Source organism: Methylobacterium oryzae (genome assembly GCF_036441375.1).
Classification (GTDB): Bacteria; Pseudomonadota; Alphaproteobacteria; order Rhizobiales; family Beijerinckiaceae; genus Methylobacterium; species Methylobacterium oryzae_A.
The window spans coordinates 406,250-430,966 of sequence record NZ_MLCA01000010.1 but is presented as its reverse complement, the minus strand read 5'-3'; the positions used below and the strand labels follow the sequence as shown (position 1 = coordinate 430,966).

17 protein-coding genes and 2 pseudogenes are annotated in these 24,717 nt (G+C 73.6%); 14 read left to right on the top strand and 5 right to left on the bottom strand.

The genetic code is table 11. The features are described from left to right. Positions 1–981 (top strand): annotated as a pseudogene (locus MOTC310_RS20400) (leucine-rich repeat domain-containing protein); the annotation flags it as partial. Between the two features lie 119 nt (positions 982–1,100). On the opposite strand, the gene MOTC310_RS20395 reads toward MOTC310_RS20400, so the two are convergent. Continuing rightward, the gene (locus tag MOTC310_RS20395) at positions 1,101–1,700 is read right to left on the bottom strand and encodes a cysteine hydrolase family protein (RefSeq protein WP_331303101.1); all 600 of its coding nucleotides are present in this window, start codon (positions 1,698–1,700) and stop codon (positions 1,101–1,103) included. Between the two features lie 170 nt (positions 1,701–1,870). On the opposite strand from MOTC310_RS20395, the gene MOTC310_RS20390 reads away from it, so the two are divergent. From MOTC310_RS20390 to MOTC310_RS20380, 3 genes are all read left to right on the top strand, one after another. After that, complete coding sequence (locus MOTC310_RS20390; RefSeq protein WP_331303100.1) at positions 1,871–2,803, top strand: lytic transglycosylase domain-containing protein; 933 nt, start codon at positions 1,871–1,873, stop codon at positions 2,801–2,803. 83 nt (positions 2,804–2,886) lie between these two features. After that, on the top strand, positions 2,887–3,789 hold the full coding sequence (locus MOTC310_RS20385) for an alpha/beta hydrolase (RefSeq protein WP_331303099.1): 903 nt from the start codon (positions 2,887–2,889) through the stop codon (positions 3,787–3,789). A gap of 127 nt (positions 3,790–3,916) precedes the next feature. After that, positions 3,917–5,242: an O-antigen ligase family protein gene (locus MOTC310_RS20380; RefSeq protein WP_331289960.1), complete on the top strand. Its 1,326-nt coding sequence runs from the start codon at positions 3,917–3,919 to the stop codon at positions 5,240–5,242. A gap of 607 nt (positions 5,243–5,849) precedes the next feature. On the opposite strand, the gene MOTC310_RS20375 is transcribed toward MOTC310_RS20380, so the two are convergent. Both MOTC310_RS20375 and MOTC310_RS20370 read right to left on the bottom strand, forming a co-directional pair. Further along, positions 5,850–7,607: a pyrroloquinoline quinone-dependent dehydrogenase gene (locus MOTC310_RS20375; protein WP_419539937.1), complete on the bottom strand. Its 1,758-nt coding sequence runs from the start codon at positions 7,605–7,607 to the stop codon at positions 5,850–5,852. A gap of 61 nt (positions 7,608–7,668) precedes the next feature. Continuing rightward, positions 7,669–8,202, bottom strand: coding sequence for an ankyrin repeat domain-containing protein (locus MOTC310_RS20370; RefSeq protein WP_331303097.1), 534 nt, complete (start codon positions 8,200–8,202; stop codon positions 7,669–7,671). Positions 8,203–8,339: 137 nt separating this feature from the next. Between MOTC310_RS20370 and MOTC310_RS20365 the strand changes: the two genes are divergently transcribed. Then, positions 8,340–8,558, top strand: a complete 219-nt coding sequence (locus MOTC310_RS20365; protein ID WP_331289962.1) for a hypothetical protein — start codon at positions 8,340–8,342, stop codon at positions 8,556–8,558. A 16-nt stretch (positions 8,559–8,574) separates the two neighbouring features. On the opposite strand, the gene uvrB is transcribed toward MOTC310_RS20365, so the two are convergent. Continuing rightward, positions 8,575–11,322 (bottom strand): excinuclease ABC subunit UvrB, encoded by a 2,748-nt coding sequence (gene uvrB, locus MOTC310_RS20360; RefSeq protein WP_331303096.1) that lies wholly within the window; start codon positions 11,320–11,322, stop codon positions 8,575–8,577. A 337-nt stretch (positions 11,323–11,659) separates the two neighbouring features. On the opposite strand from uvrB, the gene MOTC310_RS20355 reads away from it, so the two are divergent. From MOTC310_RS20355 to MOTC310_RS20320, 8 genes are all read left to right on the top strand, one after another. Beyond that, positions 11,660–12,277 carry a hypothetical protein gene (locus MOTC310_RS20355; RefSeq protein ID WP_331303095.1) on the top strand — a complete coding sequence of 206 codons (618 nt, stop codon included), beginning with the start codon at positions 11,660–11,662 and terminating at the stop codon, positions 12,275–12,277. Further along, on the top strand, positions 12,264–12,653 hold the full coding sequence (locus MOTC310_RS20350; RefSeq protein ID WP_331289965.1) for a transcriptional regulator: 390 nt from the start codon (positions 12,264–12,266) through the stop codon (positions 12,651–12,653). Before MOTC310_RS20355 ends, MOTC310_RS20350 begins: the two co-directional genes overlap by 14 nt. 76 nt (positions 12,654–12,729) lie before the next feature. Next, positions 12,730–13,452 (top strand): di-trans,poly-cis-decaprenylcistransferase, encoded by a 723-nt coding sequence (locus MOTC310_RS20345; RefSeq protein WP_331289966.1) that lies wholly within the window; start codon positions 12,730–12,732, stop codon positions 13,450–13,452. A gap of 43 nt (positions 13,453–13,495) precedes the next feature. Then, positions 13,496–14,719: a bifunctional phosphopantothenoylcysteine decarboxylase/phosphopantothenate--cysteine ligase CoaBC gene (gene coaBC, locus MOTC310_RS20340; RefSeq protein ID WP_331303094.1), complete on the top strand. Its 1,224-nt coding sequence runs from the start codon at positions 13,496–13,498 to the stop codon at positions 14,717–14,719. 317 nt (positions 14,720–15,036) lie between these two features. Next, positions 15,037–17,118, top strand: coding sequence for a methyl-accepting chemotaxis protein (locus MOTC310_RS20335; RefSeq protein WP_331303093.1), 2,082 nt, complete (start codon positions 15,037–15,039; stop codon positions 17,116–17,118). Between the two features lie 104 nt (positions 17,119–17,222). Beyond that, positions 17,223–17,639 (top strand): FKBP-type peptidyl-prolyl cis-trans isomerase, encoded by a 417-nt coding sequence (locus MOTC310_RS20330; protein ID WP_043345483.1) that lies wholly within the window; start codon positions 17,223–17,225, stop codon positions 17,637–17,639. Positions 17,640–17,676: 37 nt separating this feature from the next. Beyond that, complete coding sequence (locus tag MOTC310_RS20325; RefSeq protein ID WP_331303092.1) at positions 17,677–19,047, top strand: Wadjet anti-phage system protein JetA family protein; 1,371 nt, start codon at positions 17,677–17,679, stop codon at positions 19,045–19,047. 11 nt (positions 19,048–19,058) lie between these two features. Then, on the top strand, positions 19,059–19,685 hold the full coding sequence (locus tag MOTC310_RS20320) for a DUF4194 domain-containing protein (RefSeq protein ID WP_331289969.1): 627 nt from the start codon (positions 19,059–19,061) through the stop codon (positions 19,683–19,685). Positions 19,686–19,791: 106 nt separating this feature from the next. Here MOTC310_RS20320 and MOTC310_RS20315 read toward each other — a convergent pair whose 3' ends face one another. Further along, entirely contained in the window at positions 19,792–21,468 is a 1,677-nt protein-coding gene (locus tag MOTC310_RS20315; RefSeq protein ID WP_331303091.1) for a methyl-accepting chemotaxis protein, read from the bottom strand. 175 nt (positions 21,469–21,643) lie between these two features. On the opposite strand from MOTC310_RS20315, the pseudogene MOTC310_RS20310 reads away from it, so the two are divergent. Continuing rightward, positions 21,644–24,668: pseudogene (locus tag MOTC310_RS20310) on the top strand (SbcC/MukB-like Walker B domain-containing protein). Positions 24,669–24,717 lie beyond the last annotated feature (49 nt).

Here is a 24,717-nt window from a genome sequence, read left to right as displayed (position 1 = left end):
TTGGACCGGAGCGAAACCCTCGCCGCCCTGCGGCGCGGCGATCTCGGCGGCGCGCGCGAGCTGCGGCTGCCCGACGGGCTCGCGGCGGTGCCCGACGAGGTCTTCGCCCTCGCCGACACGCTGGAGGTGCTGGATCTCGGCCGGGGCAGCCTCGCCGACCTGCCGGACGATCTCGCCCGCCTCCACCGCCTGCGCGTGCTGTTCTGCTCCGGCAACCCGTTCCCGCGCCTGCCACCGGTGCTCGGCGCCTGCCCGGCGCTGAGCCAGCTGGGCTTCCGCGGCTGCGGCATCCGCGAGGTCCCGGCGGAATCGCTGCCGCGCGACCTGCGCTGGCTGACGCTGACCGACAACGCGATCGCGGCGCTGCCCGCCGCCCTCGGCGAGCGGCCGCGCCTGCAGAAGCTGATGATGGCGGGCAACCGGCTCACGGCGCTGCCCGACAGCCTGTCGGGGGCGGGCGACCTCGAGCTGATCCGGCTCGCCTGCAATCGCCTCGCGGCGATCCCGCCGTGGCTCGCGCGCCTGCCCCGCCTCGCCTGGATCGCCTATGCCGGCAACCCCGCCGAGCCGGCGACGGCGCCGGTGGCGGCCCCTGCGGTGCCGTGGACGGACCTGACCCTCGGCGACCTGCTCGGCGAGGGCGCCTCCGGGCGGGTCCACCGGGCCCGCTGGCGGGGGCCGTCCGGCGGGCAGGACGTGGCGCTGAAGCTGTTCAAGGGCGCGATGACCAGCGACGGCCTGCCCGAGCGGGAGATGGAGGCCTGCCTCGCCGCCGGGACGCACCCGGCCCTCACCGGCGCGCTCGGCCGGCTCGCCGGCCATCCCGACGGCGCGACGGGACTGCTGCTCCGGCTCCTGCCGGCGCACTGGCGCGCGCTCGCCGGGCCGCCGAGCCTCGCGAGCTGCAGCCGCGACGCTCGACCGCTGCGCCGCGCCGCCGGACTCGCTGCGCGCCCTGGCGCAGGCCTGCACGGGGCCGGATCCCGACGGGCGGCCGGGGCTCGGGGCGGTGATCGCCGAGATCGGCCGGCTCCTGGCCTGATCGCGGCGCCGCGCGATGTCGGCCGGGGCCGGGACCTTTCCGCAGTCTTCAGTCCGGCTCAGTCGGGGATATCGCCCTGCTTGCGCGCGACCACGGCGAACAGGTCGCCGAGGGCCGCGAGGCTCGCGGCCTGCAGCTGGGCCGCCGGCACCACGCCGCCGTCCGGTCCGGGCAGGTCGCGCGTCGCCGTGGCGGACGCCACGACGGTGGGGCGGAACCCGAGGTTGAAGGCGCTCCGGGCGGTGGAGTTGACGCACATATGCGTCATGAAGCCCGCCAGGACGACGTCCTTCACGCCGGCTTGCTCGAGCCGCGCCTGGAGGTCGGTGCCCACGAAGGAGCTCGGATAGGCCTTGGTGATCACCGGCTCGTCGCCCTGCGGCGCGACTTCCGGGCTGATCTGGCCGATGGGCGCGGTCACGTCGTAGGGCGTGCCCGGCCCGGCATCGTGGCGGACGTGGATCACCGGGATCCCCGCGTCGCGGGCCCGTCGCAGGAGCGCCGCCGCCTCCCGGAGCGCGGGCTCGACGCCGTCGAGCCGCATCACGCCCTCCCGGTAAGTCTGCTGCAGGTCGATCATCACGAGCGCCGAGCCCTTGAGCGGGGCCGGCGCGGGGCTCAGGCCGGACAGGCCGCGCAGGGTTGCCAGATCGGACATCGGCGCATCTCCCATGGGGCCGCCTCGCAGGCGGCTCTCTGAAGCCGGAACGCTACGACGGCGCGGCCCGGTCGCGCCAGTGCGCAAAGGTGCAACGCTCGGGCGTCCGGGCCGGATGTTCCCCCAGGAAGGTTGGCCGCGCGGATTGATCCGCCCCGGCGCGTCGCTACATGCGCGGCGTGAACGCCCCGCCCCTGCGCCTCGGCGCGCTGCTCCTCGCCCTCGCCTGCGCGCCTCCGGCCGCGGCCGCCCCGTCCGAGGGAGCGACCGAGACCGTCGAGCAGGCGCTGTGCCGCCTCATCGACGACTCCGCCAAGGCCCGCGGCCTGCCGGTGCCGTTCCTGACGCGGCTGATCTGGCGCGAGAGCAGCTTTCGCGTGGGCGTCGTCAGCCCGGCCGGCGCGCAGGGCGTCGCGCAGTTCATGCCCGGGACGGCCCGCGAGCGCGGCCTCCTCGACCCGTTCGACCCCGAGCAGGCGATCCCGCACGCGGCCCACCTGCTCGCCGACCTGAAGACCCAGTTCGGCAATCTGGGGCTCGCCGCCGCGGCCTATAACGGCGGCGCCGCGCGGGTCAGCAAGTGGCTCGCCGGCGACGGCGGCCTGCCGGCCGAGACCCGGGCCTACGTGGCCGCCATCACGGGCCAGCCGGTGGACGACTGGCGGACCGGTCCCGCCAAGGGGATCGAGTTCCCGGAGGGCGGCGCGCCCGCAAAGCCCGAGGCCAAGGACGCGAAGGACCAGAAGGACGCCAAGCCGGAAGCGCCGCAGACCTGCCTGCAGGTGACCGCCAGCCTGCGCATCCCGTCGCGCGGCGACCGCTTCGCCCTCGGCCTCAACGAGGGACCGGCCGCCCCCTGGGGCATCCAGCTCGCGGGCAACTTCTCCAAGGCGCTGGCGCTCCAGAGCTTCAACCGCGCCCGGAGCGCCTACGCGGGGGTGATCGGCGAAGTGCGGCCGATGATCATCGGCACGCGCCTGCGCAACCGCGGGACCCGCGCCTTCTACCGGATCCGCATCCCGGCGCAGAGCCGGCAGGCGGCCGACGACCTGTGCGGCCGCATCCGCAAGGTCGGCGGCGCCTGCATCGTGCTCCGGACCTGATTTTTCGCGATCCGCCGCGGGACCGTCATCAATCCGCCCCGAGGGCGGTGCGGTATGGCCCGGTCGGGACAACCGGATGGGATATGACACGACTCCTCACCGCGCTCGCTAGCCTCCTCTGCCTCGGGCTCGCCGCGTTCGGCTTCACCGCTGCCTCGCCGCTCGCCCTGTTCGACGCGATTGGCCCGCGCGATCCGGGGGGGCGGCTCGCCGCGAAGGACCAGCCCTTCGGCGAGGGGCCGCGGCGGCGGCTGGACGTCTACGTTCCCACGGCGGCAGCCGAGAACGCGCCGGTCCTGGTGTTCTTCTACGGCGGCTCCTGGCAGAGCGGCGCCAAGGACGACTACGCCTTCGTCGGGCACGCCCTCGCCGCGCAGGGCTTCGTCACGGTCCTGCCGGATTACCGGCTCTACCCGGAGGCACCGTTCCCGGGCTTCCTGGAGGACGGCGCCGAGGCCATCGCCTGGGTCCGCGACAACATCGCGGCCTATGGCGGCGACCCGCGCCGCATCGTGCTCGCCGGCCACTCGGCGGGCGCCTACAATGCCGTGATGCTCGGCCTCGACCCGCGCTACGTGATCGCGGCCGGGGTCGACCCCAAGGCGATCAAGGCCGTCGCGGGCCTGTCCGGACCCTACGACTTCCTGCCGCTCGATCAGGACACCACCATCAAGGTGTTCGGCAAGGCCCCCGATCCGGAGGCAACGCAGCCGATCGCCTTCGCGGGCCCGCTCTCGCCCCCCGCCTTCCTGGCGACCGGCGACGCCGACACGGTTGTGAAGCCGCGGCACACGGTCAGCCTCGCCGCCAAGCTGCGCGCCGAGCACGTTCCCGTCCAGGAGCGGATCTATCCCGGCCTTGACCACAAGGACACGCTGCTCGCGCTGTCCGTCACCTTCCGCTCGAAGGCGCCGGAGCTCGCCGAGATGGCGTCGTTCCTGATGCGGCAATCCGCCGGCCGCTCGCAGTACACGATGCGGCGCTGATCGCTTCCGGCTCGCGTCAAGGTTATCGCGCGATCGTCGGGCGCGACCGTCCGATTTTCCATCGCCCCGCACCCGCGCGCCGCTAGAATGGTACCGGCCGCGCGGCGCGGCCACGCGGTGGGACGGCATGGCTTCTGCGGACGCGGTGATCGGGATCCCGGCCGACGGGCGGCAGCGCGGCGTCGCGGGCCGCGACGTGCCGGACGTGCTGCGCGTGATCCTGAACGGGGCCGTCTTCGTCCTGCTCTGGAACCACGTCTGGTTGAAGGACCTGTCCGACCGGTCGATGCTGGCGGCCTCCGAGGACGGCAGCCTGCTGACGCAGATCCTATTCCTCACCGCCGGCGCCGCCATGGCGGCAGCGATCCACCGGATCGGCGTGCGCCACCTCCGCCCCCTGATGACGCGCCCGCTCGTGCTGTGCGCCGTCTGGCTCGGGGCGACGGCGCTGCTCTCCGTCGAGCCGAGCCTGTCGCTGCGGCGGCTCGCGCTCTTCGCCATCGCCGCGATGCTCTCGGCGGGCGTGCTGATCGTGGCCCGTTCGCCCCGACAGCTGGCCTTGACCATGGCCGGCTCCGCGCTGGTGATCGTACTCGCCTCCTACCTCGCGGTGGCCTTCGTGCCGAACCTCGCGATCCACTCGGCCTTCGACGTCAACTCCGACCCAAGCCATCCGGGCCTCTGGCGCGGGATCTTCCCGCAGAAGAACGAGGCCGGCGCTGCCATGGTGATCCTGGTGATCGTGGGCCTCTACGTCGCCACCGTGGCGAGCCGCGTCCTCGGCTGGGCGATCGTGCTCCTGGCGGCCGGATTCCTGGTGGCGAGCGGCTCCAAGACGGCGATCCTGCTCCTGCCGGTGATCCTCGCCGTCACCGGCCTGTGCCAGGTCCTGACCGGCGGGTTCCTGCGCCGCCTGCTGCTCCTCGGTCCCGTGATCGGGTTCTCGCTGATCTCGATCGGCTCGGTGCTGGCGCCGCCGATCCAGGACGCGGTGGGGTCGCTGCTCACCGACGCGACCTTCACGGGCCGCAGCGAGATCTGGCAGTTCGCCATCGACAACATCATGATCCGGCCCTGGCGCGGCTGGGGCATCGGCGCCTTCTGGATGACCGAGCGGACCATGTATGCCGGCTCCGAGGAGCTGACCTGGGTCAACACCGTCGACCACGCCCACAACGCCTATCTCGACACCGCGCTGATCGGCGGCCTGCCGTTCCTCGCCCTGACCGTGGTGGCCTTCGTGCTCGCCCCGGTGCGCGACCTGCAGCGCGTGGCCGGCGGGACGCGTCTCGACGCGGAGACCATGCTGTTCCTGAGGCTGTGGTTTCTCGGGCTCGTCTCGGCCTCCTTCGAGACGGTGCTCTACAACGGCAACAACGCCACCTGCTGCATGTTCATGATGGCGGTGTTCGGCCTGCGCCTGCGCACCCGCTACGCCGTCGCGGCGCGCTGAGGCGGTCCGGTCGCCCGAGAGTCTTGTACCGTCCGCGGCGGCCGCGCGTCGTGCGCGCCTTCCGCGGCGCGCGTCTCTCCGCGAACGGCCCGGCACCCCGTCCGTCGGATTGTGTCCGGCAGCGGGCGGAAACAACTTCTCCGCGAATTCGTTGGTCGGCATTCACGCGGAGAAGGCGCGGAGAATCTGCATGCCGGGCAGGGCTCGTTTCGCTTGGACCAACGTGACGTTCGCGCTCGGCGTGAGCGCCCTGTGCGCGCTGTCCCTCCTCGTCACGCGCTAGGCCCGGGGCCGCGACAGCGATCGTGCCGCGGATGAAGGCGCGCGGCGGCCGCTCCGTCGGGGTGTCCCGTCACGCCGCGCGCCGCACGGCGGAGCGCCCGGCGGGCCGCGCGATCCATCCACGCCTTCCGCGAGGCGCCGAAGATGAAGCCGGCGGGGCCGATCCGCTCGGGCATCGCGACGGCGCGGGTCGCCGGCGGCGCCTGCGATCCGCCCGCCGGATCGCCGTTTCGCCCCCGCTCTCCTCATGCCGACCCGCCATCGTCGTCGGCGATGGCCAATCGTCGGCCGGAAGCGGGGCGCGTCCGGACGAGCTCGGCCGCGGTCAATCGGGCAGCGCGAAGACCAGCAGCGCGTCGCCGGTTCCGAACCCGGAGGCCCGCGTGAACGACGCGCCCCCCGCCGCCACCGCGAGGTACTGCTTGCCGTCGAGGGCGTAGGTCATCGCCGGCCCGCTGATGCCGGCCCCGCACTGGAAGCGCCAGAGGATCCGGCCGTCCCGCGCGTCGTGGGCGTCGAGATGGCCGTCCTCCTCGCCCGAGAAGACGAGGCCGCCGGCGGTCGCCAGCGTGCCCCCGGAGAGGCGGCTCCCGCCGCGGACCGACCACGCGATCCTGCCGCCATCCGCGAGGTCGACGGCGGTGAGCGTGCTGAAGGACGGCTCGCCCTTGGCCTCGCCGGTCTCCGTGTAGCGGATCTCCGGACGCCCGCCGGCGGCCGGCACGGTCTTCACCGTGTAGGTCGTCGCCCCGTGGCGCACCTGCACGTAGGCGCGCGTCCCGTCATAGGCGGTGGGCGGCCACGAGACGGCGCCGAGGGGTCCGGGCGCCACCACCGTGCCCTGCGGGGTCGGCGGCGCGAACAGGTTCTTCTGGTCGATGAGCGGGGCCGAGCGCTCGATCAGTCGGCCCGTCGCGCGGTCGTGGACGTAGATCCAGCCGGTCTTGCTCGCCGAGGCCACCGCCTTGGCGCCGCCGGGCATGTCGAGCAGGAAGGGCGGCGCGGCGACGTCGTAGCCCCACTCGTCGTGCGGGACCTGCTGGTAGTACCAGCGCAGCGTGCCGGTTTTCACGTCCAGCGCCACGAGGCACATCGTGTAGAGGTTGTCCCCCGGGCGCGACAGGCCGAAATTCTGCGGCGCCGGGTTGCCGGTGCCGAGGAAGATCAGGCCGAGAGCGGGGTCGTAGGCGGGCGTCATCCAGAGGGAGCCGCCGCCGACCCGCCACGCGTCGCGGTTGGCGGGTGCGGCCGCCTTCTCGGCGGCGATGTCGCGGTGGAGCGGCGTGCCGTCGGCGGTCTGCGCCACGAAGCCGCCCTCCCAACCTTCCGACGGCGTGACGTACCAGCGCCAGCGCTCCGCGCCCGTCTTCGCGTCGTAGGCCGCGAGCCAGCCGCGCCGGCCGTAGCCGCCCTCGATCCCGACCACCGCGCCGCCGTCGAGACCGCCCGCCTCGTCCGCGATATGGAGGCCGTAGCCGGCGCCGGTGACGCCGACGATCACCAGCCCGTCGGCGACCAGCGGCGGCATCTTGAAGCCGAGGCGGCTCGACCCCTGGACGGGCTTGCCGCCGAGCGTCGCGGCGAGGCCCGAGGCGGTCTCGGTCTCGCCCTCCTCCGGGCGCACCGCCTCCTTCTCCCAGACGACCCTGCCGGTCTTGGCGTCCAGCGCGATCAGCTGCCCGTCCATCGTCGCCTCGAAGACGAGGCCCCCCGACACCGCGAGGCCGCGGTTCGAGGGCGGACCGAAGATCTTCTCGGTGCGCGGCTTGTGGGTGTAGGTCCAGAGGGGCGTGCCGGTCCGCGCGTCGAGGGCGGCGACGTTGTTCTGCGTCGTCGAGACGTAGAGGGTGCCGTCCACCATCACCGGCTGGGCCTGGAAGTAGCCGGTGATCCCGGTCTGGAAGATCCAGGCGGGGCGCAGCCGCCCGACGCTGTCGCGGTTGATCTGGGCCAAGTCGGAGAAGTTGCGGTTGCTCGGGTCGTGCCCGAAGGCCGGCCAGGGCGTCTCGGCGGCGGAGGCCGCACCGAGGGCGGCGGGTCCTGCAAGGCAGGCCAGCAAGGCGGCCCCAATCCATCGCGGCAAAGCTGTGCTCCCATGTGCGGCGACCGTCGCGCCCGATCAGGCCTGTTCTCGAGGGGCGGGCCTAAGCTTGCCGCCGGGCCGCCCCGTCGAGCTGCGCCGGCGTCGCCTGGGCACCCATCGCCCGGGCCATGTCGGCGGCGCTCTGGCCGGAGGCGTCGCGGCGGTCCGGGTCGGCGCCGTGCTGGAGGAGCAGGTCCACCATCTCGGTGCGGTCGAACATCGCGGCGGTCATGAGCGCCGTGCGGGTGCCGTCGCCGGTCCCGTCCACCGCGGCCCCGTGCCGGAGCAGGAGCTGCGCGACGGCGAGATCGTTCTTGAAGGCCGCGCCGGCGAGCGGCGTCTGGCCGCGGTCGTTGGCGAGTTCCGGGTCGCCGCCGGCCTCCAGGATCACCCGGGCGGCGTCCGCCTGGCCGTTATAGGCGGCCAGCATCAGCAGGCTGTCGCCCTTGTCGTTGCGCAGGTTCGCCGGCAGCCCCTGGCCGAACAGCGCGGCGAGGTCCTCCGCGTGGCCCATCCGGGCGTACTGGAAGACCCGGGCCGCGAAGGCCAGGGTCTCGTCGTCGAGGGTCGGAAGCGTGTTCGTCTCTGAGGCCATCGCGTGCTCGTCTCTCATCGCGGCTGATCTGGGCCGGTGCGGCATCCGCGTCCAGCGGCGGCGGGAACAGTTTCGCCGCGCGGCCCGTTCCTGGCGCCAATCCGGGCTCGAAGGCCCGGCGCTTCCGGAGCGCGACGATGCCCCGACCGTTTGAGCCGTTTGCCGACGCGCTGCGCACCGCCCGTGACATCGTCCGCGAGCAGGCGGGCGCGATCGTCGAGGCGGCGGTCCGCGCGGATCCCCATGCCTACGACGAGGCCTGCAACGTCCTCGTGGTCCGGATCGCGCAGGCCATCGTCGACGCCGGCGAGGCCGGGCCGGGACACGGCCTCGGCCGGGGCAGCGAGGCCGCCTGAGGCATCGGCGGCCGGATCAGCCCCGCCGCCGCCCGCCGCCGCCCTTGTATTTGGGCTTCTGCCCGCCGAGGCCCTGCGTCGAGCGCGGCTTCGGCCGCTCCTGCCAGAGCGGTGCGGCGCCGCCCACCGGCAGCTCCCGGTCCGTCCCCGGGCCCATATGGTCGAGGTCGGGCTTGGCGATGCGGCTGCCCCCTGCCCCGCGCGGCGGCTTCCGGCCGAACTTGCCGGCCTCGCGCTCCACGTCGCCCTGCCGGGCCATCGGGTCGTCCGAGACCAGGAGCTCGGTCGCCTGGAGCCGCTTGAGCTCGTCGCGCAGCCGCGCCGCCTCCTCGAAGTCGAGGTCTGCGGCCGCTGCCCGCATCCGCTTCTCCAAGTCGGCCATCACGGCCTTGAGGTTGTGGCCGACCGTGATCGCGTCCTTGGCCAGACCGGTATCGACCTGGACGTGGTCGCGCTCGAACACGCTGCTGAGGATGTCGGCGATGCCGCGCTTCACGCTCTGCGGCGTGATCCCGTGCTCTTCATTGTAGGCGAGCTGCTTGGCGCGGCGGCGCTCGGTCTCGGCCATCGCCCGCTCCATCGAGCCGGTGACGTTGTCCGCGTAGAGGATGCAGCGCGCGTCGGCGTTGCGGGCCGCGCGGCCGATCGTCTGGATCAGCGAGGTCTCCGAGCGGAGGAAGCCCTCCTTGTCGGCGTCGAGGATCGCCACCAGGGCGCATTCCGGGATGTCGAGGCCCTCGCGCAGCAGGTTGATGCCGATCAGCACGTCGAAGGCGCCGAGCCGGAGGTCGCGGATGATCTCGATCCGCTCCAGCGTGTCGATGTCGGAGTGCATGTAGCGCACCCGCACGCTGTTCTCGTGCAGGTACTCGGTGAGGTCCTCGGCCATGCGCTTGGTCAGCGTGGTCACGAGCGTCCGGTAGCCGGCCTGCGCGACGTCCCGGACCTCGCCCAGCAGATCGTCGACCTGGCTGCGGGCCGGGCGCACCTCGATCACCGGGTCGACGAGGCCGGTCGGGCGGATGACCTGCTCGGCGAAGACGCCGCCGGTCTGCTCCATCTCCCACTTGCCGGGCGTCGCCGAGACGTGGACCGTCATCGGCCGCATCGCGTCCCACTCCTCGAAGCGCAGCGGGCGGTTGTCGAGGCAGGACGGCAGCCGGAAGCCGTATTCGGCGAGCGTCGCCTTGCGGCGGAAGTCGCCCCGGTACATGCCGCCGATCTGCGGCACGGTGACGTGGCTCTCGTCGGTGAAGACCAGGGCGTTGTCGGGCAGGTACTCGAACAGGGTCGGCGGCGGCTCGCCCGGCTTCCGGCCGGTGAGGTAGCGGGAGTAGTTCTCGATGCCGTTGCAGGCGCCGGTCGCCTCGATCATCTCGATATCGAAGGTGCAGCGCTGGTCGATGCGCTGCGCCTCGATCAGCCGGCCCATCTTGGTCAGCTCCTCGATCCGGCCCTTCAGCTCGTGCTTGATGCCCTTGATCGCCTGCTGCAGCGTCGGGCGCGGCGTCACGTAATGCGAGTTCGCGTAGACCTTCACGAACTTCAATTCGGAGATGGTCTTGCCGGTGAGCGGGTCGAACTCGACGATGCTCTCGACCTCGTCGCCGAACAGGCCGATCCGCCAGCCGCGGTCTTCCAAGTGGGCCGGCCACAGCTCGATCGAATCGCCGCGCACCCGGAAGGTGCCGCGGGCGAAATCCGACTGGATCCGCTTGTACTGCAGGGCCACGAGGTCGGCGATCAGCTGGCGCTGCTCGATGCGCTCGCCGAGCGAGACCGTGAACGACATCGCCGTGTAGGTCTCGACCGAGCCGATGCCGTAGATGCACGAGACCGAGGCGACGATGATGACGTCGTCCCGCTCCAGCAGGGCGCGGGTGGCGGCGTGGCGCATCCGGTCGATCTGCTCGTTGATCGAGGATTCCTTCTCGATGAACGTGTCGGAGCGCGGGACGTAAGCCTCGGGCTGGTAATAGTCGTAGTAAGAGACGAAGTACTCGACCGCGTTGTCGGGGAAGAACGCCTTGAACTCCCCGTAGAGCTGCGCGGCCAGCGTCTTGTTGGGCGCCAGGATCAGGGCCGGGCGCTGCGTCTCCTCGATGATCTTGGCCATCGTGAAGGTCTTGCCCGAGCCGGTCACGCCGAGCAGCACCTGGTCGCGCTCCAGCGCCTGCACGCCGCCGACCAGCTCGGCGATGGCCCTGGGCTGGTCGCCGGCCGGCGTGAAGTCGGATTTGAGCGTGAACCGGACGCCGCCCTCGGATTTCTGCGGCCGTTCCGGGCGGTGGGGCGTCCAGGTCTTGCCGTCCTTGAACAGCGGGTTGCCCTCGGTGAGCAGCCGCTCCAGCGCCGAGACCGTCGCCGAGGCGCCGCCGTCGGTGCCGGGATCGGGCAGGTCGGCGCCCTCCGGCACCGGTCCGTCCTCGGGCGGCGTCAGGCCGAGCGCCTGCGCGAGGCGCGGGTCGACATCCGCGGCGTCGCCGAGCGCGTAGCCGGCCTGCGGCGCCTCCGCGAAGCCGTCGCGGGCGATCTCGGCCCGCCGGGTCGCGGCCTTGGTGGCGCCCGCCTTCTCGCCGCCCGCCTTCCGGCCCGGCCGTGCGGGCGGCTCGGGCGGCGGAGCGACGGCGGCCGGACGGTTCCGGTTGAGCGCCGGGTTCAGGAGCTCCGCCAGATAGGTGTCCAGGGGCTTCAGCTCGGGCTTCGACGCCTTCGCGGACGTGGCCGTGACGGAGGCGGCGCGCGGTTTCTTCGGTGCGGGCATGAGAACAATATGGGCCCGGACCGTCGTCGGAGAAACCCTGCGCGGGTGCGGTTTGACGGCTTTCGTGGGCGGCCGGCCGTGCCGCGGCCGGGCGGATCGCCTTGCGGATCGCCGGGGGGATGGCCGGCGGATCGGCGAACCGCCTTTCCACTAAAGACGGTGTGGCGAATACAACCGATCGGTAGAATTCACCCGGGGGCGACCTCGACCGCGCTCCCGGATGCTGAGAAGATCCGCATCCATACGCAGGAAATCGGCTTGCGGTGAGCCGACCTGGGCGATACTTTGCGATGCAAAGTGGGGTGCGAAGCATGCTGCAGCCGGGGGCTTGAGGCACATGCAGGACCTGGACAAGGCGCTGGCCGACATCGTGGCGATCCGGTCGCAGATCGCCCGCGACACGGCGTTCCGCGGCCTGGGGGCGGCGACGGTGGCCGGCACCGGCGGCCTCGCGCTGGCCTGCGCGGCCGGGCAGGCCCTGTGGCTCGGCGATCCCGCGGCCCGGCCGGGCCTGTTCTTCGGCCTCTGGATCGCGGCGGCCCTGGCGGCCTTCGCGATGATCGGCGTCGAGGCGGTCCGGCGCAGCCGGCGCCTGCATTCCGGCCTCGCCGACGCGATGGTGTGGAACGCCATCGAGGTGTTTCTGCCGGCCGCGGGCGCGGGGGCCTGCCTCGCCCTGGTCATCGCCCGCTTCGCCCCCGGGGAGGTCTGGATGCTGCCGGGTCTCTGGCAGGTGCTGGTCGGCCTCGGCCTGTTCGCCTCCGCGCGGATCCTGCCCCGGGCGGTCCAGGGCGTCGGCGCGTGGTACCTGCTCGCCGGGCTCGCCGTGCTGGCGGTCTCGGCCGAGACGCGGGCCCTGTCCCCCTGGACGATGGGCCTGCCCTTCCTGATCGGCCAAGCGTGGCTGGCCGGGATCATCCATCACGGAGCCCGGGCCTTCGATGACGGCCGCTGACCGTTCCGAGGGGCGATTCTCCTACGAGGGGCTCGACAGGATCATCCACGAGCGGGCGCGCCTGAGCGTGCTGACCTCCCTGGTGGCGCATCCGAAAGGGCTGCCCTTCCCGGATCTCAAGCGCCTGTGCGGGCTCACCGACGGCAACCTGAGCCGCCACCTCGCCGTGCTGAGCGAGGCGGATCTGGTGAGCCTCGAGAAGCGCTTCGCCCAGAACCGGTCGCAGACGATCTGCCGCCTCACCCCGGTCGGGCGGCAGCGTTTCATCGGCTATCTCGGCGTGCTGGAACAGGTGGTGCGCGACGCCGCGGAGGCGGCCGAGCGCGGCCCCGAAGCCGGCGTCCGCGGCCTCGATCCGGCCACGAAAACGGCGTGAGACTGCCCGTCCCGCCGGGAATGTTAACCCCATCTCGATAGACTTCTCCGCCACGCCCATGCCGGGAGACTTTACGATGCAAAGCGAAGCGGTGCCGGGAGCCCTGCACGCCGCGATCATCATGGACGGCAACGGGCGCTGGGCCACGCAGCGCGGCCTGCCGCGGCTGGCCGGCCACCACCGGGGCGTCGAGGCGATCCGGCGCACCGCCGAGGCCTGCCCGGATCACGGCATCGGCACGCTCACGCTCTACGCCTTCTCGGCGGATAATTGGCAGCGGCCCATCGAGGAGGTCGGCGGCCTGATGCGGCTCCTGCGCTCGTACCTGCGCAACGAGACCCAGCGCCTCGCCCGCACCGGCACCCGGCTCAGCGTCGTCGGCCGGCGCGACCGTCTGCCGGACGGGATCCCCCAGGCGATCGCGGCCGCGGAGGCCGCCACGGCGGCGGGGACCCGGCTGCATCTGCGGATCTGCGTGGACTACTCGGCCCGCGACGCGATCATCGCGGCGGCGCAGCGCCTCGCTGGCGAGGAGCCGACGCGCGAGAGCTTCGGCAATCTGGTCGCCGGCCCGATGCACGGCTCCCCGGTCGATGTCGACCTGCTGATCCGCACCGGCGGCGAGCGGCGCCTCTCCGACTTCATGCTGTGGGAGGCGGCCTATGCCGAGCTGCACTTCACCGAGCGGATGTGGCCCGATTTCGGGCCCGAGGACCTCGCCGAGGCCGTGGCCGAGTTCGGCCGCCGCGAGCGCCGGTTCGGCGGCCTGAAGGCGCCGGCGGTCCCGGCCGCGGCCTGAGGCCGCTTGACGCGCGCGCGCCGGCGCGCAGAGGGTCGGCGGCATGACCGAGACCCTCGCCCATCGCCGCGTCCTCCTCGTCATCGGCGGCGGCATCGCGGCCTACAAGGCGCTGGACCTGATCCGCCGGCTGCGCGAGCGAGGCGCCAGCGTCTGCCCCGTTCTGACCGCGGGGGCGCAGGAATTCGTGACGCCGCTCGCGGCGGCCGCGCTCGCGGGTGAGCGGGCGCATACCGACCTGTTCGACCGCGCCTCCGAGGCCGAGATCGGGCACATCAAGCTCGCCCGTCAGGCGGATGCCGTGGTGGTGGCGCCCGCCACCGCCAACCTGATGGCCCGCATGGCCGGCGGCCACGCGGCCGACCTCGCCACCACGATCCTGCTGGCCACCACCCTGCCGATCCTGATCGCGCCGGCCATGAACGTCCAGATGTGGGCCCATCCGGCCACCCGCCGGAACCGCGCGAGCCTGGAGGGCGACGGCGTCCGGATCGTCGGCCCGAATTCCGGACGGATGGCCGAGCCCGAATCCGGTCCCGGCCGCATGGCCGAGCCCAACGAGATCGCCGACGCGCTCGAGCGGATGCTCGGCGTCCCGGCCGGGGACAGGCCCCTGGCCGGTCGGCGGGTGCTCGTGACCTCGGGCCCCACCCACGAGCCGATCGATCCGGTCCGCTACATCGCCAACCGCTCCTCCGGCCGCCAGGGCCACGCCATCGCCGAGGCCGCCGCCGCGGCCGGTGCCGCCGTGACCCTGGTCTCCGGGCCGGTGGCGCTCCCCGACCCGCCGGGCGTCGCCGTCGTCCGTGTCGAGACCGCCCGCCAGATGCTCGCCGCCGTCGAGGCCGCGCTGCCGGCCGACATCGCGATCTTCGCCGCCGCGGTCGCCGACTGGCGCCCGGAACAGGAGGCCGGCAGCAAGAAGATCAAGAAGGACGGCACCGGGCCGGCACCGATGCCGCTGGTCGAGAATCCCGACATCCTCGCCACCGTCGCGCGCCTGCCCTCCGGGCGCCCGCCCCTCGTGGTCGGGTTCGCCGCCGAGACCGACACGGTCGTCGAGCACGCCCGGGCGAAGATCGCCCGGAAGGGCTGCGACCTGATCGTGGCCAACGACGTGTCGGCCGAGGGCGGCGTCATGGGCGGCGTCGACAACACGGTGCACCTGATCCGGCGGGACGGCGCGGTGGAGACCTGGCCGCGCCTCGGCAAGGAGGAGGTCGCCCGGCGGCTCGTGGCCCATTTCGCGGGGCTTCTGGCCGGCTGACACGGCCCCGCGGGCTCGCCCCCGATTCCGGCGCGGGTGCTCCCGGACGGGGCGTCCTGTTCCGGGGATGGACGTCCTTGCGCACAGGGAAGATAGAAGTTTCTTTCGCGCCGTATCCGCGGTGTGTCAAGAATAGGCCGAGCGTATCGGCGCGGTTGTTCGGGCGCTGTCGGGTCTCGACGCGAGACGATAGTTCGAGAGACGGCAGTTCAATGTCCGCCGGCGCCTGTGCTCGTCCGCGGAGTCCGGTTTGTGTGGAGAAAAACTTGCTATGATCTGGTGCGCCCGGCCGATCGGGCGGCCGGAGCCGGAGCACGATGCGCGTACGGGACCTGTCCATCCGGACGACCATGAGTCTCGTCCTCGTCGTCATGGCCACGATCATGCTGGGCTACGCGACGGGCGCCGTGCGGGGGGCGCGGCAGAGGGCGTCCGAGGCCGAGCGGGTCATCACCCTGGTGCGGGCGAGCCGCGCCCTTCTCCAAACGCTGAACGTGACCCGGTTCGAGCGGGGCGCGACGCTGCAATTCCTCGCCGCCGCGGAGCCCGTCGAGGCCGGGACCCGCGCGTCGCTCTACGCGGACCGTCGGCGGGCGATCGCGGGGCTCGCCGCGGCGCAGCCGCTGCTCGACGGGCTGGATCTCTCCGCCGTGGCCGCGACCCTCGGACGGTTGCAGGAGGCGAGCGGACGCGTCGAGCGCCTCCGGCCGCGGGTCGACGCGGCCCTGAACCTGTCGGGCGCGCGGCGCGACGGCGCGGTCTCGTCCGAGGCGAAGGCCGCCTTCCAGGAGATGCTGGATGCCCTGATCGCCACGAGCGACGCCGTGGACGCCGCGATCCCGCTGTCCGACGGGATCCTCCGGCGCGACCTCGCCCTGAAGCGGGCGGCGTGGTCGACGCGCATGGCCAACGGCGCCGTCGCGCTGCGCGTGCAGACGTCCCTGGCGGCCGGGGTGTCCTGGTCGCTCGACGAGACCATCGCGGCCGCCGAGGAGCGGGGACGGCTCGACGCGGCCTGGAAGGCGGCGACCGAGGCCGCCTCGGACGCGTCCGAGACGGTCCGGGCCGCGTTCCGCCGGGCGCAGGCCAACAATTTCGACGGCGCGCCCCTCGCCCGGCGGCGCGCCGTGGCGCACGCGCTGAGTCGCGGCGCGCCGCCGGGACTGACGCTCGCTGAGGCGCGCAGCCTCGACACCCCCGAGCAGGTCACGCTCGTCGACCTCGCCTTCGTCTGTCTCGACGAGATGAGCGCCCGGGCCGAGGCCCTCTCCGGCGCGGCGCGGAGCACCCTCCTGCGCGACGGGGTGGCCCTGTGCGCGACCCTGCTGCTCGTCGCGCTCGGGATGCTCGCGCTGTTCCGCGGCGTGCTGCGGCCGATCCGGAGGATCACCGCGGCCATGGAGGCCCTCGCGGCCGGGGATGCCGCCGTCCTCGTCCCGGGCCTGAGGCGGCGCAACGAGATCGGCGCCATGGCCCGCGCCGTGCAGGTGTTCAAGGACAACTTGGTCCGGTCCCGGCGCCTCGAGGCGGAGGCGGACGAGGCCCGGCAGGCCGCCGAGGCGCAGCGCCGGAGCAGCGTGCGCGAGACGGCCGAGCGCTTCGAGGGGGCGGTCGGCGGCGTCATCGCGCAGGTCTCGGCCGCGGCCGCGGCGCTGCAGGCGACCGCCCGGAGCATGACCGAGACCGCGGCCGAGACCGCCGGGCAGTCCACCACCGTCGCGGCCGCGGCCGAGCAGGCGGCCAGCAACGTCGGCACCGTGGCGGCCGCCGCCGAGGAGCTCGGCGCCTCGGTCGAGGAGATCGGCCGGCAGGTCGACGGCTCGGCCAGCCTCGCGCGGGCGGCCGTCGCGGAGGCCGACCAGACCGGCGCGCTGGTCCAGGAGCTGAGCGAGGCGGTGACGCGGATCGGCGACGTCGTCGGGCTGATCTCGACCATCGCGGGCCAGACCAACCTGCTGGCGCTCAACGTCACGATCGAGGCCGCGCGTGCCGGTGCGGCCGGTCGCGGCTTCGCGGTCGTGGCCACCGAGGTGAAGGCGCTGGCCGAGCAGACCGCCCGGGCCACGCAGGAGATCGCGGGCCAGATCGGGCGGGTCCAGGCCTCGACCGGCCAGGCCGTGGCGGCGATCGGGACCATCACGGCCCGGATTCGCGACATCGACGGCGTGGCGACGTCGATCGCGGTGGCGGTGGAGCAGCAGGGCGCGGCCACCCGCGAGATCGTCCGCAACGTCGGGCAGGCGGCGCAGGGCGCGGCCGCGGTCACCGGCCACATCGCCGGCGTGGCCGCGGCCTCNGCGGCCGGCGAGGTGCTGGGCGCGGCCGCCGCCCTGTCGGCCCAGGCCGCGCGCCTGACCGCCGAGGTCGGCCGCTTCCTCGACGGCGTCCGGGCCGCCTGAGCGCCTGGAGCCGCGGTCGGCGGCCTCCCTGGCCTGGACGGGTTCGAGGCGATAGAAGGCCTCCCGACGGCCGGCGCGCACGGCGCCGGCTCCAGGGAGAAACCATGCCTCGCCTGTCCCCCCTCTTCGGAGCCGCGTTGATCGCCATGACCACAGCCGCCACTGCCGAGACCGTGACCACCCCGTCGGGCCTCAAGTATCAGGACGAGGTCGTCGGCACCGGGCCTGAGCCGAAGGCCGGCCAGCAGGTCACCGTCCAGTACACCGGCTGGCTCGACGAGGGCGGCAAGAAGGGCAAGAAGTTCGACTCGTCCCGCGACCGCAACCAGCCCTTCAGCTTCCCCCTCGGCGCCGGCCAGGTGATCAAGGGCTGGGACGAGGGCGTCGCCACCATGAAGACCGGCGGGAAGCGCACCCTGATCATCCCGCCGCAGCTCGGCTACGGCGCCCGCGGCGCCGGCGGCGTGATCCCGCCGAACGCCACGCTGATCTTCGACGTCGAGCTCCTCGGCGCGAAGTAATCGGCACGGCTGCGCGACGGCGAGAGTTTCCAGAACCATGCTGTTCGCGCAGCTGTCCGACGAGCTGTTCAAGCCGCTCGCCTCGCCGAGCCGCGGCTTCAACGCCGCCCTGCTCCTGCACCTGCACCGGCGCGTCCTCGGGGCCGAGCCGGTGCGCAAGGCCGAGCTCCTGGCCGAGATCGGCGACTTCGCCGCCGGCTGGAGCGACCCCGAGGTCAGCGGCGACGAGCCGATCTCGGCCGACCCGACCGAGCGCCGCACGGCGCTCTACCGGCGCCTCCTCGACACCGGCTGGCTGATCGAGCGCCGCGAGCGCTACGTCCCGGTCGCGGAGTTCGACCCCGAGGCCCGCCTCCTGCTGGAGGAGCTGTCGCGGCTCGAGCGGGGCGAGACCCGCTCCTACGGCGGGGCCGTGCTGGAGGTGCTGGGCGGCCTGGAGAGCGCCCTGTCGGACCCGGCGAACCGCTCCGAGGCGCTGTCCAACGCGGCGCGGGGCGCGGCCGCCTTCCTGTCGCACGTGCGCGGCCTCGCGGCCGGCATGCGCAAGGTCGAGGAGCGCATCCTGCGCGAGCCCGACCGCGCCAAGACCTTCCGGCTGTTCTTCGAGGATTTCGTCGAGCGCCACCTGATCAGCGACTACCGGACGCTGCACACCCGCTTCAACCCGTTCCGCTTCCGCGCCAGCGTGGTGCGCGAGGCCGGCCGGGCGCTGCGCGACGCCCTCACGGTGCGGGCGCTGGCCGAGGGCCTGATCCGGGAAGGGCGGAGCGCCGACCTCGACGCGGCGCAGAAGGCCGTCCGGGCCGATCTCGCCCAGATCCTGGCGGTGTTCGAGGGGCTCGACAACCACCTCGACGCCGTCGACGCCGTGGTGGCGCGCCTGGAGCGCCGGATCGCCTCGGCCCTCCACGTGATGGACCGCCCGGACCCGAGCGGGGTCGAGCGCGTCGCCGCGATGCTGCGCGCCGTCGGCGGGTCGGAGATCGCCCCCGACGTGCCGGGCGACGTCTCGCTGCTGCGGCCGCCGATCGGCCACGCCCATCTCCAAGCGCCGCGGGCCCGCAAGGCCGCGATCGACATGGAGCCCCTGCCCGACATCGAGGACGACCCCGTGGTCGACGCCTTCGCGGCCGCCAAGGCGGAGTTCCGGCGCCGCACCACCGTGACGCCCGAGAGCATGAGCGCCTTCGTGGAGGGCCGCCTCGGCAAGGCCGTGCGGCTGCGCGGGTCGCAGATCGCGATCGCAAGCGTCGACGACTTCATCGTGTTCCAGCGCCTGCGCGAGATCGACGTGCTGTTCGACGCCAAGCTCGGCGCGCGCTACGCCCTGACCCGGCTGCCCGAGCGGGTGGTCAACGGCTGGCTGGACTGCCCGGACTTCCTGCTGGAGCGCCGTCCCCGTGCCTGAGGGCTTCCCCCGTGCTTGAGGGCTTCCGCGCCATCATCGACGGCGACGAGCCGCCGCCGCCCGGCGCCAGGGCGCCGGACGCCGAGGAGCTGTGCCGCGCCCTCCAGGTGCTCCTGAAGGGGCAGGTGATCTACGCGGAGACCCAGGGGATCGGCCGCTCCTACGAGCTCGCCCGGCACTACGCGCCGTTCTTCACCGACTACTTCGCCTGCCTCGGCTACGCGCTGACGGTCTCGCACCGCGACCAGATGGTCTCGCTGAGCCCGGCCGCCGACGCCCCGCGCCACGACATCGTCTCCGAGCGCCTGCGCAAGGACGAGACGCTGGTGCTGCTCGCGCTCCGGCTCCTCTACGAGGAGGGCCTGCGCGACCACCGGGCCGGCACGGACGGGATCGTCGACTGCACCACCGACGAGATCGTCGAGAAGATCCGCACCGTGGCGCGCAACGAGCCCCCCGAGGAGGGGCGGCTCGCCGACATCCTGCGCCTCTACGCCAAGCGCGGGGCCTTGCGCCTCGGCGAGCGCGACCGGGTCGAGCGGGTCACGCCGCTCGCGCTCCTGCCGGGGCTGACGGTGCTGGCCTCCGACGCCTGGATGGAGCGTCTCCGGGCCTGGTCGGAGGCCGGCGAGGCCTGAGGCCGACGCCGAACGCTCCGAAGCCGTTCGACCTGGGCCGCCGCTCCGCGCCCGCGGTGACGGGGCCGCCGGGCCCGGCACCCGGAGGCCGCCCGCCGGTCTTCGGTCAGGCCGCCCGGACGGTCTCCAGGAAATGCTCGACCTCGCTGCCGAGATGGGCCGCCTGCCGGGCCATCTCCGAGGCGGAGGCCAGGACCTGGGCGGCGGCCGCGCCGGTCTCCTCGGCGGCCCCGGCGACGCCGCTGACATTGGCGGTGACGGACCCGGTCCCGGTCGCCGCCTCGGCGACGTTGCGGACGATCTCCTGGGTGGCCGCGCCCTGCTCCTCCACCGCCGCGGCGATCGACGTCGCCATGCCGCTGATCTCCCGGATGCGGCCGGCGATGCCGTCGATGGCCTGGACGGCCTGACCGGTCGCGCCCTGGATCTGCGCGATCTGGGCCGAAATCTCGGCGGTGGCCCTGGCGGTCTGGTCGGCCAGCGCCTTCACCTCGGTGGCGACGACCGCGAAGCCGCGGCCGGCCGCACCGGCACGCGCGGCCTCGATCGTGGCGTTGAGCGCCAGCAGGTTGGTCTGGCTGGCGATCGCCGAGATCAGGTCCACCACCTCCCCGACCCGCCGCGCACCGGTGCTCAGGGCCTGGACGAGGTCGGCCGTGGCGGCCGCCTCGCGGACGGCGGCCTGTGCCAGATCCGCGGAGGAGCCGACCTGACGGCCGATCTCGTTGACCGAGGCGCCCAGCTCCTCGGCCGCCGCCGCGACCGTGGTCACGTTGGTGGAGGCCTCCTCGGCGGCGGCCGCCGCGCTGGTGGACTGGCCGGCCGTCTGCGTCGCCGTCGCGGTGAGGCTCTGGGCCGTGGCCTGGAGCTGCGTCGCCGCCGACGTCACCGTGCCGACGATGCCGCCGATGGCGGATTCGAACCGGTCGGCGAGGTCGCGCCTCGCCTGCCGGCGCTGCGCCTCGGCGCCGGCCCGGGCCTGCGCGGTCTCGGCCTCCAGGGCGCGGGCGTGCAGCAGATTCTCCCGGAAGACCGCGACGGTCGCCGACATGGCGCCGATCTCGTCCCGCCGCGCCGCGTAGGGGATCTCGGCCTGCGTGTCGCCGTCGGCGAGGCGCCGCATGGACAGCGTCATCCCGGCGAGCGGCCGCGACACGCCCGTGAAGGCGTACAGCATGGCGCCCAGCGCGACCACGAGGCTGACGAGCAGGCTCACGACGGTGGCCCGGACCGCGTCGGCCTGGCTGTCGCGGGCCGTGCGCCCGGCCGCCTCGCCGCTCCTGATGTTCAGGTCGGCGAGCGCGCGGGTCGCGGTCGAGGCCGCGAGGTAGTTGGCGTTCATCGGCCCGCGGAAATAGGCGAGCGCGGCATCGTGCTGATCGGCCGGGAAGGCGCGCAGACGCGTCCAGTCGGCCTGCTGCACCGCCAGCTTGGCGAGCAGGTCGTCGTAGATCGCCTGCTCCTCCTTCGACGCCACCAGGCCGCGGTAGGCCTCGGCCTTCGCCTGGCGGTTCCGCATCATCTCGTCGGCGTTCTTGAGGCTGGTCTCGCGCTCGGCCTCCGTATCCGCCGTCACGTAGCGGAACTGCCACAGTCTCGAGCGCATCACGAGGGCGTTGATCGCCTGTGCCTCGTTGATCGACGGCACGGCGTTGTCGATCAACTCCGCGAGCCGCTGGTCGACCGCCTGCATCTTGTAGAGGGTCACGCCGCCCTGAACCGCGGACGCCAGGAGCAGGAGGGCGAAGAGGCCGCTGAGTTTCGCTCTGAGACTGAGGCGCATCGGTATTTCCGGTCGTGCGGTCGGGACCGGAACGGCATGAACAGCTTGTGCTAACAGTGTCATAACCTGTGGTGGAACCGGGCTTCAGGGCTGCGTGTGTGTCGGCTTGCATACGCGGCCGAGTCCGGCCAACTGGGCCGATCACGCCCCATCACCGGCCAAGCTCACCGACATCGTGTACGTCCTCACCGACATCGCCATCTCGAACTGGTACCTGATCCGCCGCGAGCAGATCCGCCTGCGCGGCGCCGCGGCGCTGGTCGGGCCGACCGGGGCCGGGAAGTCGACGATCTTCGACGCGGTCGGCACGGTGCTGGCCGGCAACAATGCCAGCCGCCTCGCCCTCAACGCCTCGGCCTCCGGCCGCAGCGCCCGCACCGTGCGCGATTACTGCCTCGGCTGGATCAGCGACCCGGCGGAGGGCGGCCGCCCGACGCGGGAATCCTGCGAGACCGTCCTGGTCCTCGTCTTCGAGAACCCCGATTCCGGCCGCGTGGTCTCGGTCGGCCTCGCCCTCGCGGCCCGGGCCGTCGAGCCGAAGGAGACGGTGCTGTCGCGCTTCATCGCGGTCGGCCACCGGTTCGAGGTCTCCGACTACGCCCGCACCGCCCCCGGCGGCACCTACACGGCGCCCTGGAGCGAGATCGCCGCCGACCTGCGCGCCCGCGCGGCGAGCTTCACCGAGTACCGAACCTCGGGCGAGCGCTTCACGGCCGACGTGCTGGCCACCCTGCGCGAGGGCGCGCCGGCGCCGGAGCCGCGCCACTTCCTGCGCAGCTTCGCCAACGCGGTGGCGTTCAAGCCGATCTTCGACACCAGCGCCTTCGTGCGCGCCTTCGTGCTCGACCCGGAGCCCCTCGACGTCGAGCGCGTGCGCCACTCCATCGCCAACTGGCGGCGCCTCCTGGAGACCATCGCCGAGCTGGAGAGCCGGCTCGGGCGCCTGCGGCGCCTGCGCGACCGCTACGAGGCCTGGGGCGAGGCGGTCCTCGCCGCCGCGACCCACGAGCTGCGCGCGGCCAGCGCCGAGCTCCGCCGCCGCAGCCTCGACCTCGTCGCCGTCCGGAGCCGGCTCCGCGAGGGCGCCGACACCCTGCGCATCGCCCGCGAGCGCGTCGCGGCGAGCCGCGGCTACGTCCGCGAGATCGACGGCGAGATCGCCGAGAAGAAGGCGCTGGCCGCCGCGAGCGCCGCCGAGGGCCGGCTCGCCGCCTCGACGCTGGGCCTGTCCATGCTGGAGCGGGACCGGAAGGAGCTGGTCGGCCGGATCGGCGACCTCGTCGCCCTCGTCGGGCAGATGGCCAAGCTCCAGCCGGTCGCGCCGATCCTGCGCCAGAGCTGCCCGCCGGCGGCCCGCCTCGCCGAGGCCTGCGCCCGGGCCGGCCTGCGCCGGGAATCCTCCCCCGAGGAGATCCTGCGCCCCGAGGGGCCGCTGGCCGAGCTGGCCGACGGCCTTGCCCGCCTGCCCGATTTCGACGAGGCCCTGGAGCGGGCCGCCGAGGACGCGGCGCTGAAGGCCCGCGCCCAGGAGAGCGAGGCCGAGCGCACGGCCCCCCGCACCGGCGGCGGCCCGGCGGCGCGGCTGTCCTCCGACACGGTGGCGTTCCGCGGCGAGCTGGAGCGGCGCGGCATCGACGCGATGCCGATCTGCGAGCTGGCCGAGATCGTCGATCCGACCTGGGGCCCGGCCCTCGAAGGTCTGCTCGGGCGCGCCCGCGAGGCTCTCGTGGTCGCCCCCGACCGGCTGAACGAGGCGCTCGGCGTGCTGCAGTCGGGCCGCGACCGCTTCAGCCGCTGCATCCTGGTCAAGACCACCGACACCGCCAAGCAGCGTTCGCGCCGCTACGACGACGGGCCGCTGACCGTGATCGAGACCAGCGATCCCCACGCCGAGGCCTTCCTCGGCGTGCGGCTCGGCGGCTACGACCTCGCCCGGGACGATGCCGAACTGGCGCGCCTGTCCCGAGCCGTGGCGCCGAGCGGCCGGACCACGGCCGGCATGGCCTATACGGTGACCCGCAGCGTCGACCTGCTGATGACCCGCGGCCATCGCGGGCCCACCGCCGACAGCCGCCGCGCCCACGAGATCGCCGTCGCAGAGGCGCGGCGCCTGCGCGGCGAGGCCGCGGTCCTGCGCGAGGCCGCCCGGACGCCTCGACGCCAAGGCGGCCGGGTCGCGGGTGAGCGCCGAGCGCGGCCTCGCCCGGGATTCCGCCGAGGCCGCCCGCTCGCACGGGCGGATCGCGGAGCGCGAGCTGGCGGAGGCCTGCGCCGCCTGGCGGGTGGAGAACCCGCTGGCCTCGGGGGACGCCCCGGCGATCGACGGCTTCGCCTGGGTGCGGCGGGAATACGAGGCGGTGGAGGGGCACGAGCTGCGCCGCTACCGGGCGCAGGCCGAGCGGGCCGAGTCCGAGATGCGCCGCCTGATGACCGAGGACCTGCTGACGCGCCTCGCCGACCGGTTCGAGCGGGTCCATGCCCGGCTCGCGGCCCTGAACGAGCGCCTCTCGGCCCGCAGCTTCACCGGCCAGACCTACGCGTTCGAGGCGGCGGTGGACCGCCGCTACGCCGCCGTCCACGCGCTGGCCACCGAGACCGCCCGCTCGCCCGAGGCCGCGCAGGCGCTGCTCGCCGGCGAGGCCGAGGGGCCGATGGCGGCCGCGCTCGAGGAGATCACCGCCCTGATCGCCGGCGCGGAGGACGCGGCGCGGCTCGCCGATTACCGCAACTACTTCGTGTACGAGATCGGCATGCGCGACGGGGCGGGCAACCGCACCACGATGTCGGCCCGGGCGCTGCGCGGCTCCGGCGGCGAGGCGCAGGCGCCGTTCTACGTGGCGATCGCCGCGTCGCTCGCCAGCGCCTACTATCCGGGGGACCGGCCGGGCGACGAGAATCCGGGGCTCGGCCTGTGCCTGCTCGACGAGGCGTTCTCGAAGCTCGACGTGCGCAACAGCCAGGCGCTGGTCGATCTCTACCGCGCCTGGGGGCTGCAGCTGCTGATCGCCGCCCCCGAGGACAAGCGCACGACGCTGACCGAGGTGATGGACACGATCGTGACGGTCTACAAGAGCCCGGATCTCACCTCGGTCCGGATCGAGGCCGAGCACCCCCTCGAGGCGGCCCGGCGGGCGCTGCACGCGATCAACCCCGACCAGGTCGGGATCGAGGGCTTCCGCCAGTCCGACGCGGCGGAGTGAGCCCGCGGGGTACCGGGGCGGGGCTTCGCGCCGCCGTCCCCGGTATCCC

Excerpts from the sequence above, each read along its gene's own strand:
- MOTC310_RS20390 (WP_331303100.1), top strand. The coding sequence starts at position 1,871 with ATGCGCGGCGTGAACGCCCCGCCCCTGCGCCTCGGCGCGCTGCTCCTC.
- MOTC310_RS20330 (WP_043345483.1), top strand. The coding sequence starts at position 17,223 with ATGCCTCGCCTGTCCCCCCTCTTCGGAGCCGCGTTGATCGCCATGACC.
- MOTC310_RS20380 (WP_331289960.1), top strand. The coding sequence starts at position 3,917 with ATGGCTTCTGCGGACGCGGTGATCGGGATCCCGGCCGACGGGCGGCAG.
- MOTC310_RS20355 (WP_331303095.1), top strand. The coding sequence starts at position 11,660 with ATGCAGGACCTGGACAAGGCGCTGGCCGACATCGTGGCGATCCGGTCG.
- MOTC310_RS20395 (WP_331303101.1), bottom strand. The coding sequence starts at position 1,700 with ATGTCCGATCTGGCAACCCTGCGCGGCCTGTCCGGCCTGAGCCCCGCG.
- MOTC310_RS20315 (WP_331303091.1), bottom strand. The coding sequence starts at position 21,468 with ATGCGCCTCAGTCTCAGAGCGAAACTCAGCGGCCTCTTCGCCCTCCTG.
- MOTC310_RS20370 (WP_331303097.1), bottom strand. The coding sequence starts at position 8,202 with ATGGCCTCAGAGACGAACACGCTTCCGACCCTCGACGACGAGACCCTG.
- MOTC310_RS20385 (WP_331303099.1), top strand. The coding sequence starts at position 2,887 with ATGACACGACTCCTCACCGCGCTCGCTAGCCTCCTCTGCCTCGGGCTC.
- MOTC310_RS20365 (WP_331289962.1), top strand. The coding sequence starts at position 8,340 with ATGCCCCGACCGTTTGAGCCGTTTGCCGACGCGCTGCGCACCGCCCGT.
- coaBC (WP_331303094.1), top strand. The coding sequence starts at position 13,496 with ATGACCGAGACCCTCGCCCATCGCCGCGTCCTCCTCGTCATCGGCGGC.
- uvrB (WP_331303096.1), bottom strand. The coding sequence starts at position 11,322 with ATGCCCGCACCGAAGAAACCGCGCGCCGCCTCCGTCACGGCCACGTCC.
- MOTC310_RS20350 (WP_331289965.1), top strand. The coding sequence starts at position 12,264 with ATGACGGCCGCTGACCGTTCCGAGGGGCGATTCTCCTACGAGGGGCTC.
- MOTC310_RS20345 (WP_331289966.1), top strand. The coding sequence starts at position 12,730 with ATGCAAAGCGAAGCGGTGCCGGGAGCCCTGCACGCCGCGATCATCATG.
- MOTC310_RS20325 (WP_331303092.1), top strand. The coding sequence starts at position 17,677 with ATGCTGTTCGCGCAGCTGTCCGACGAGCTGTTCAAGCCGCTCGCCTCG.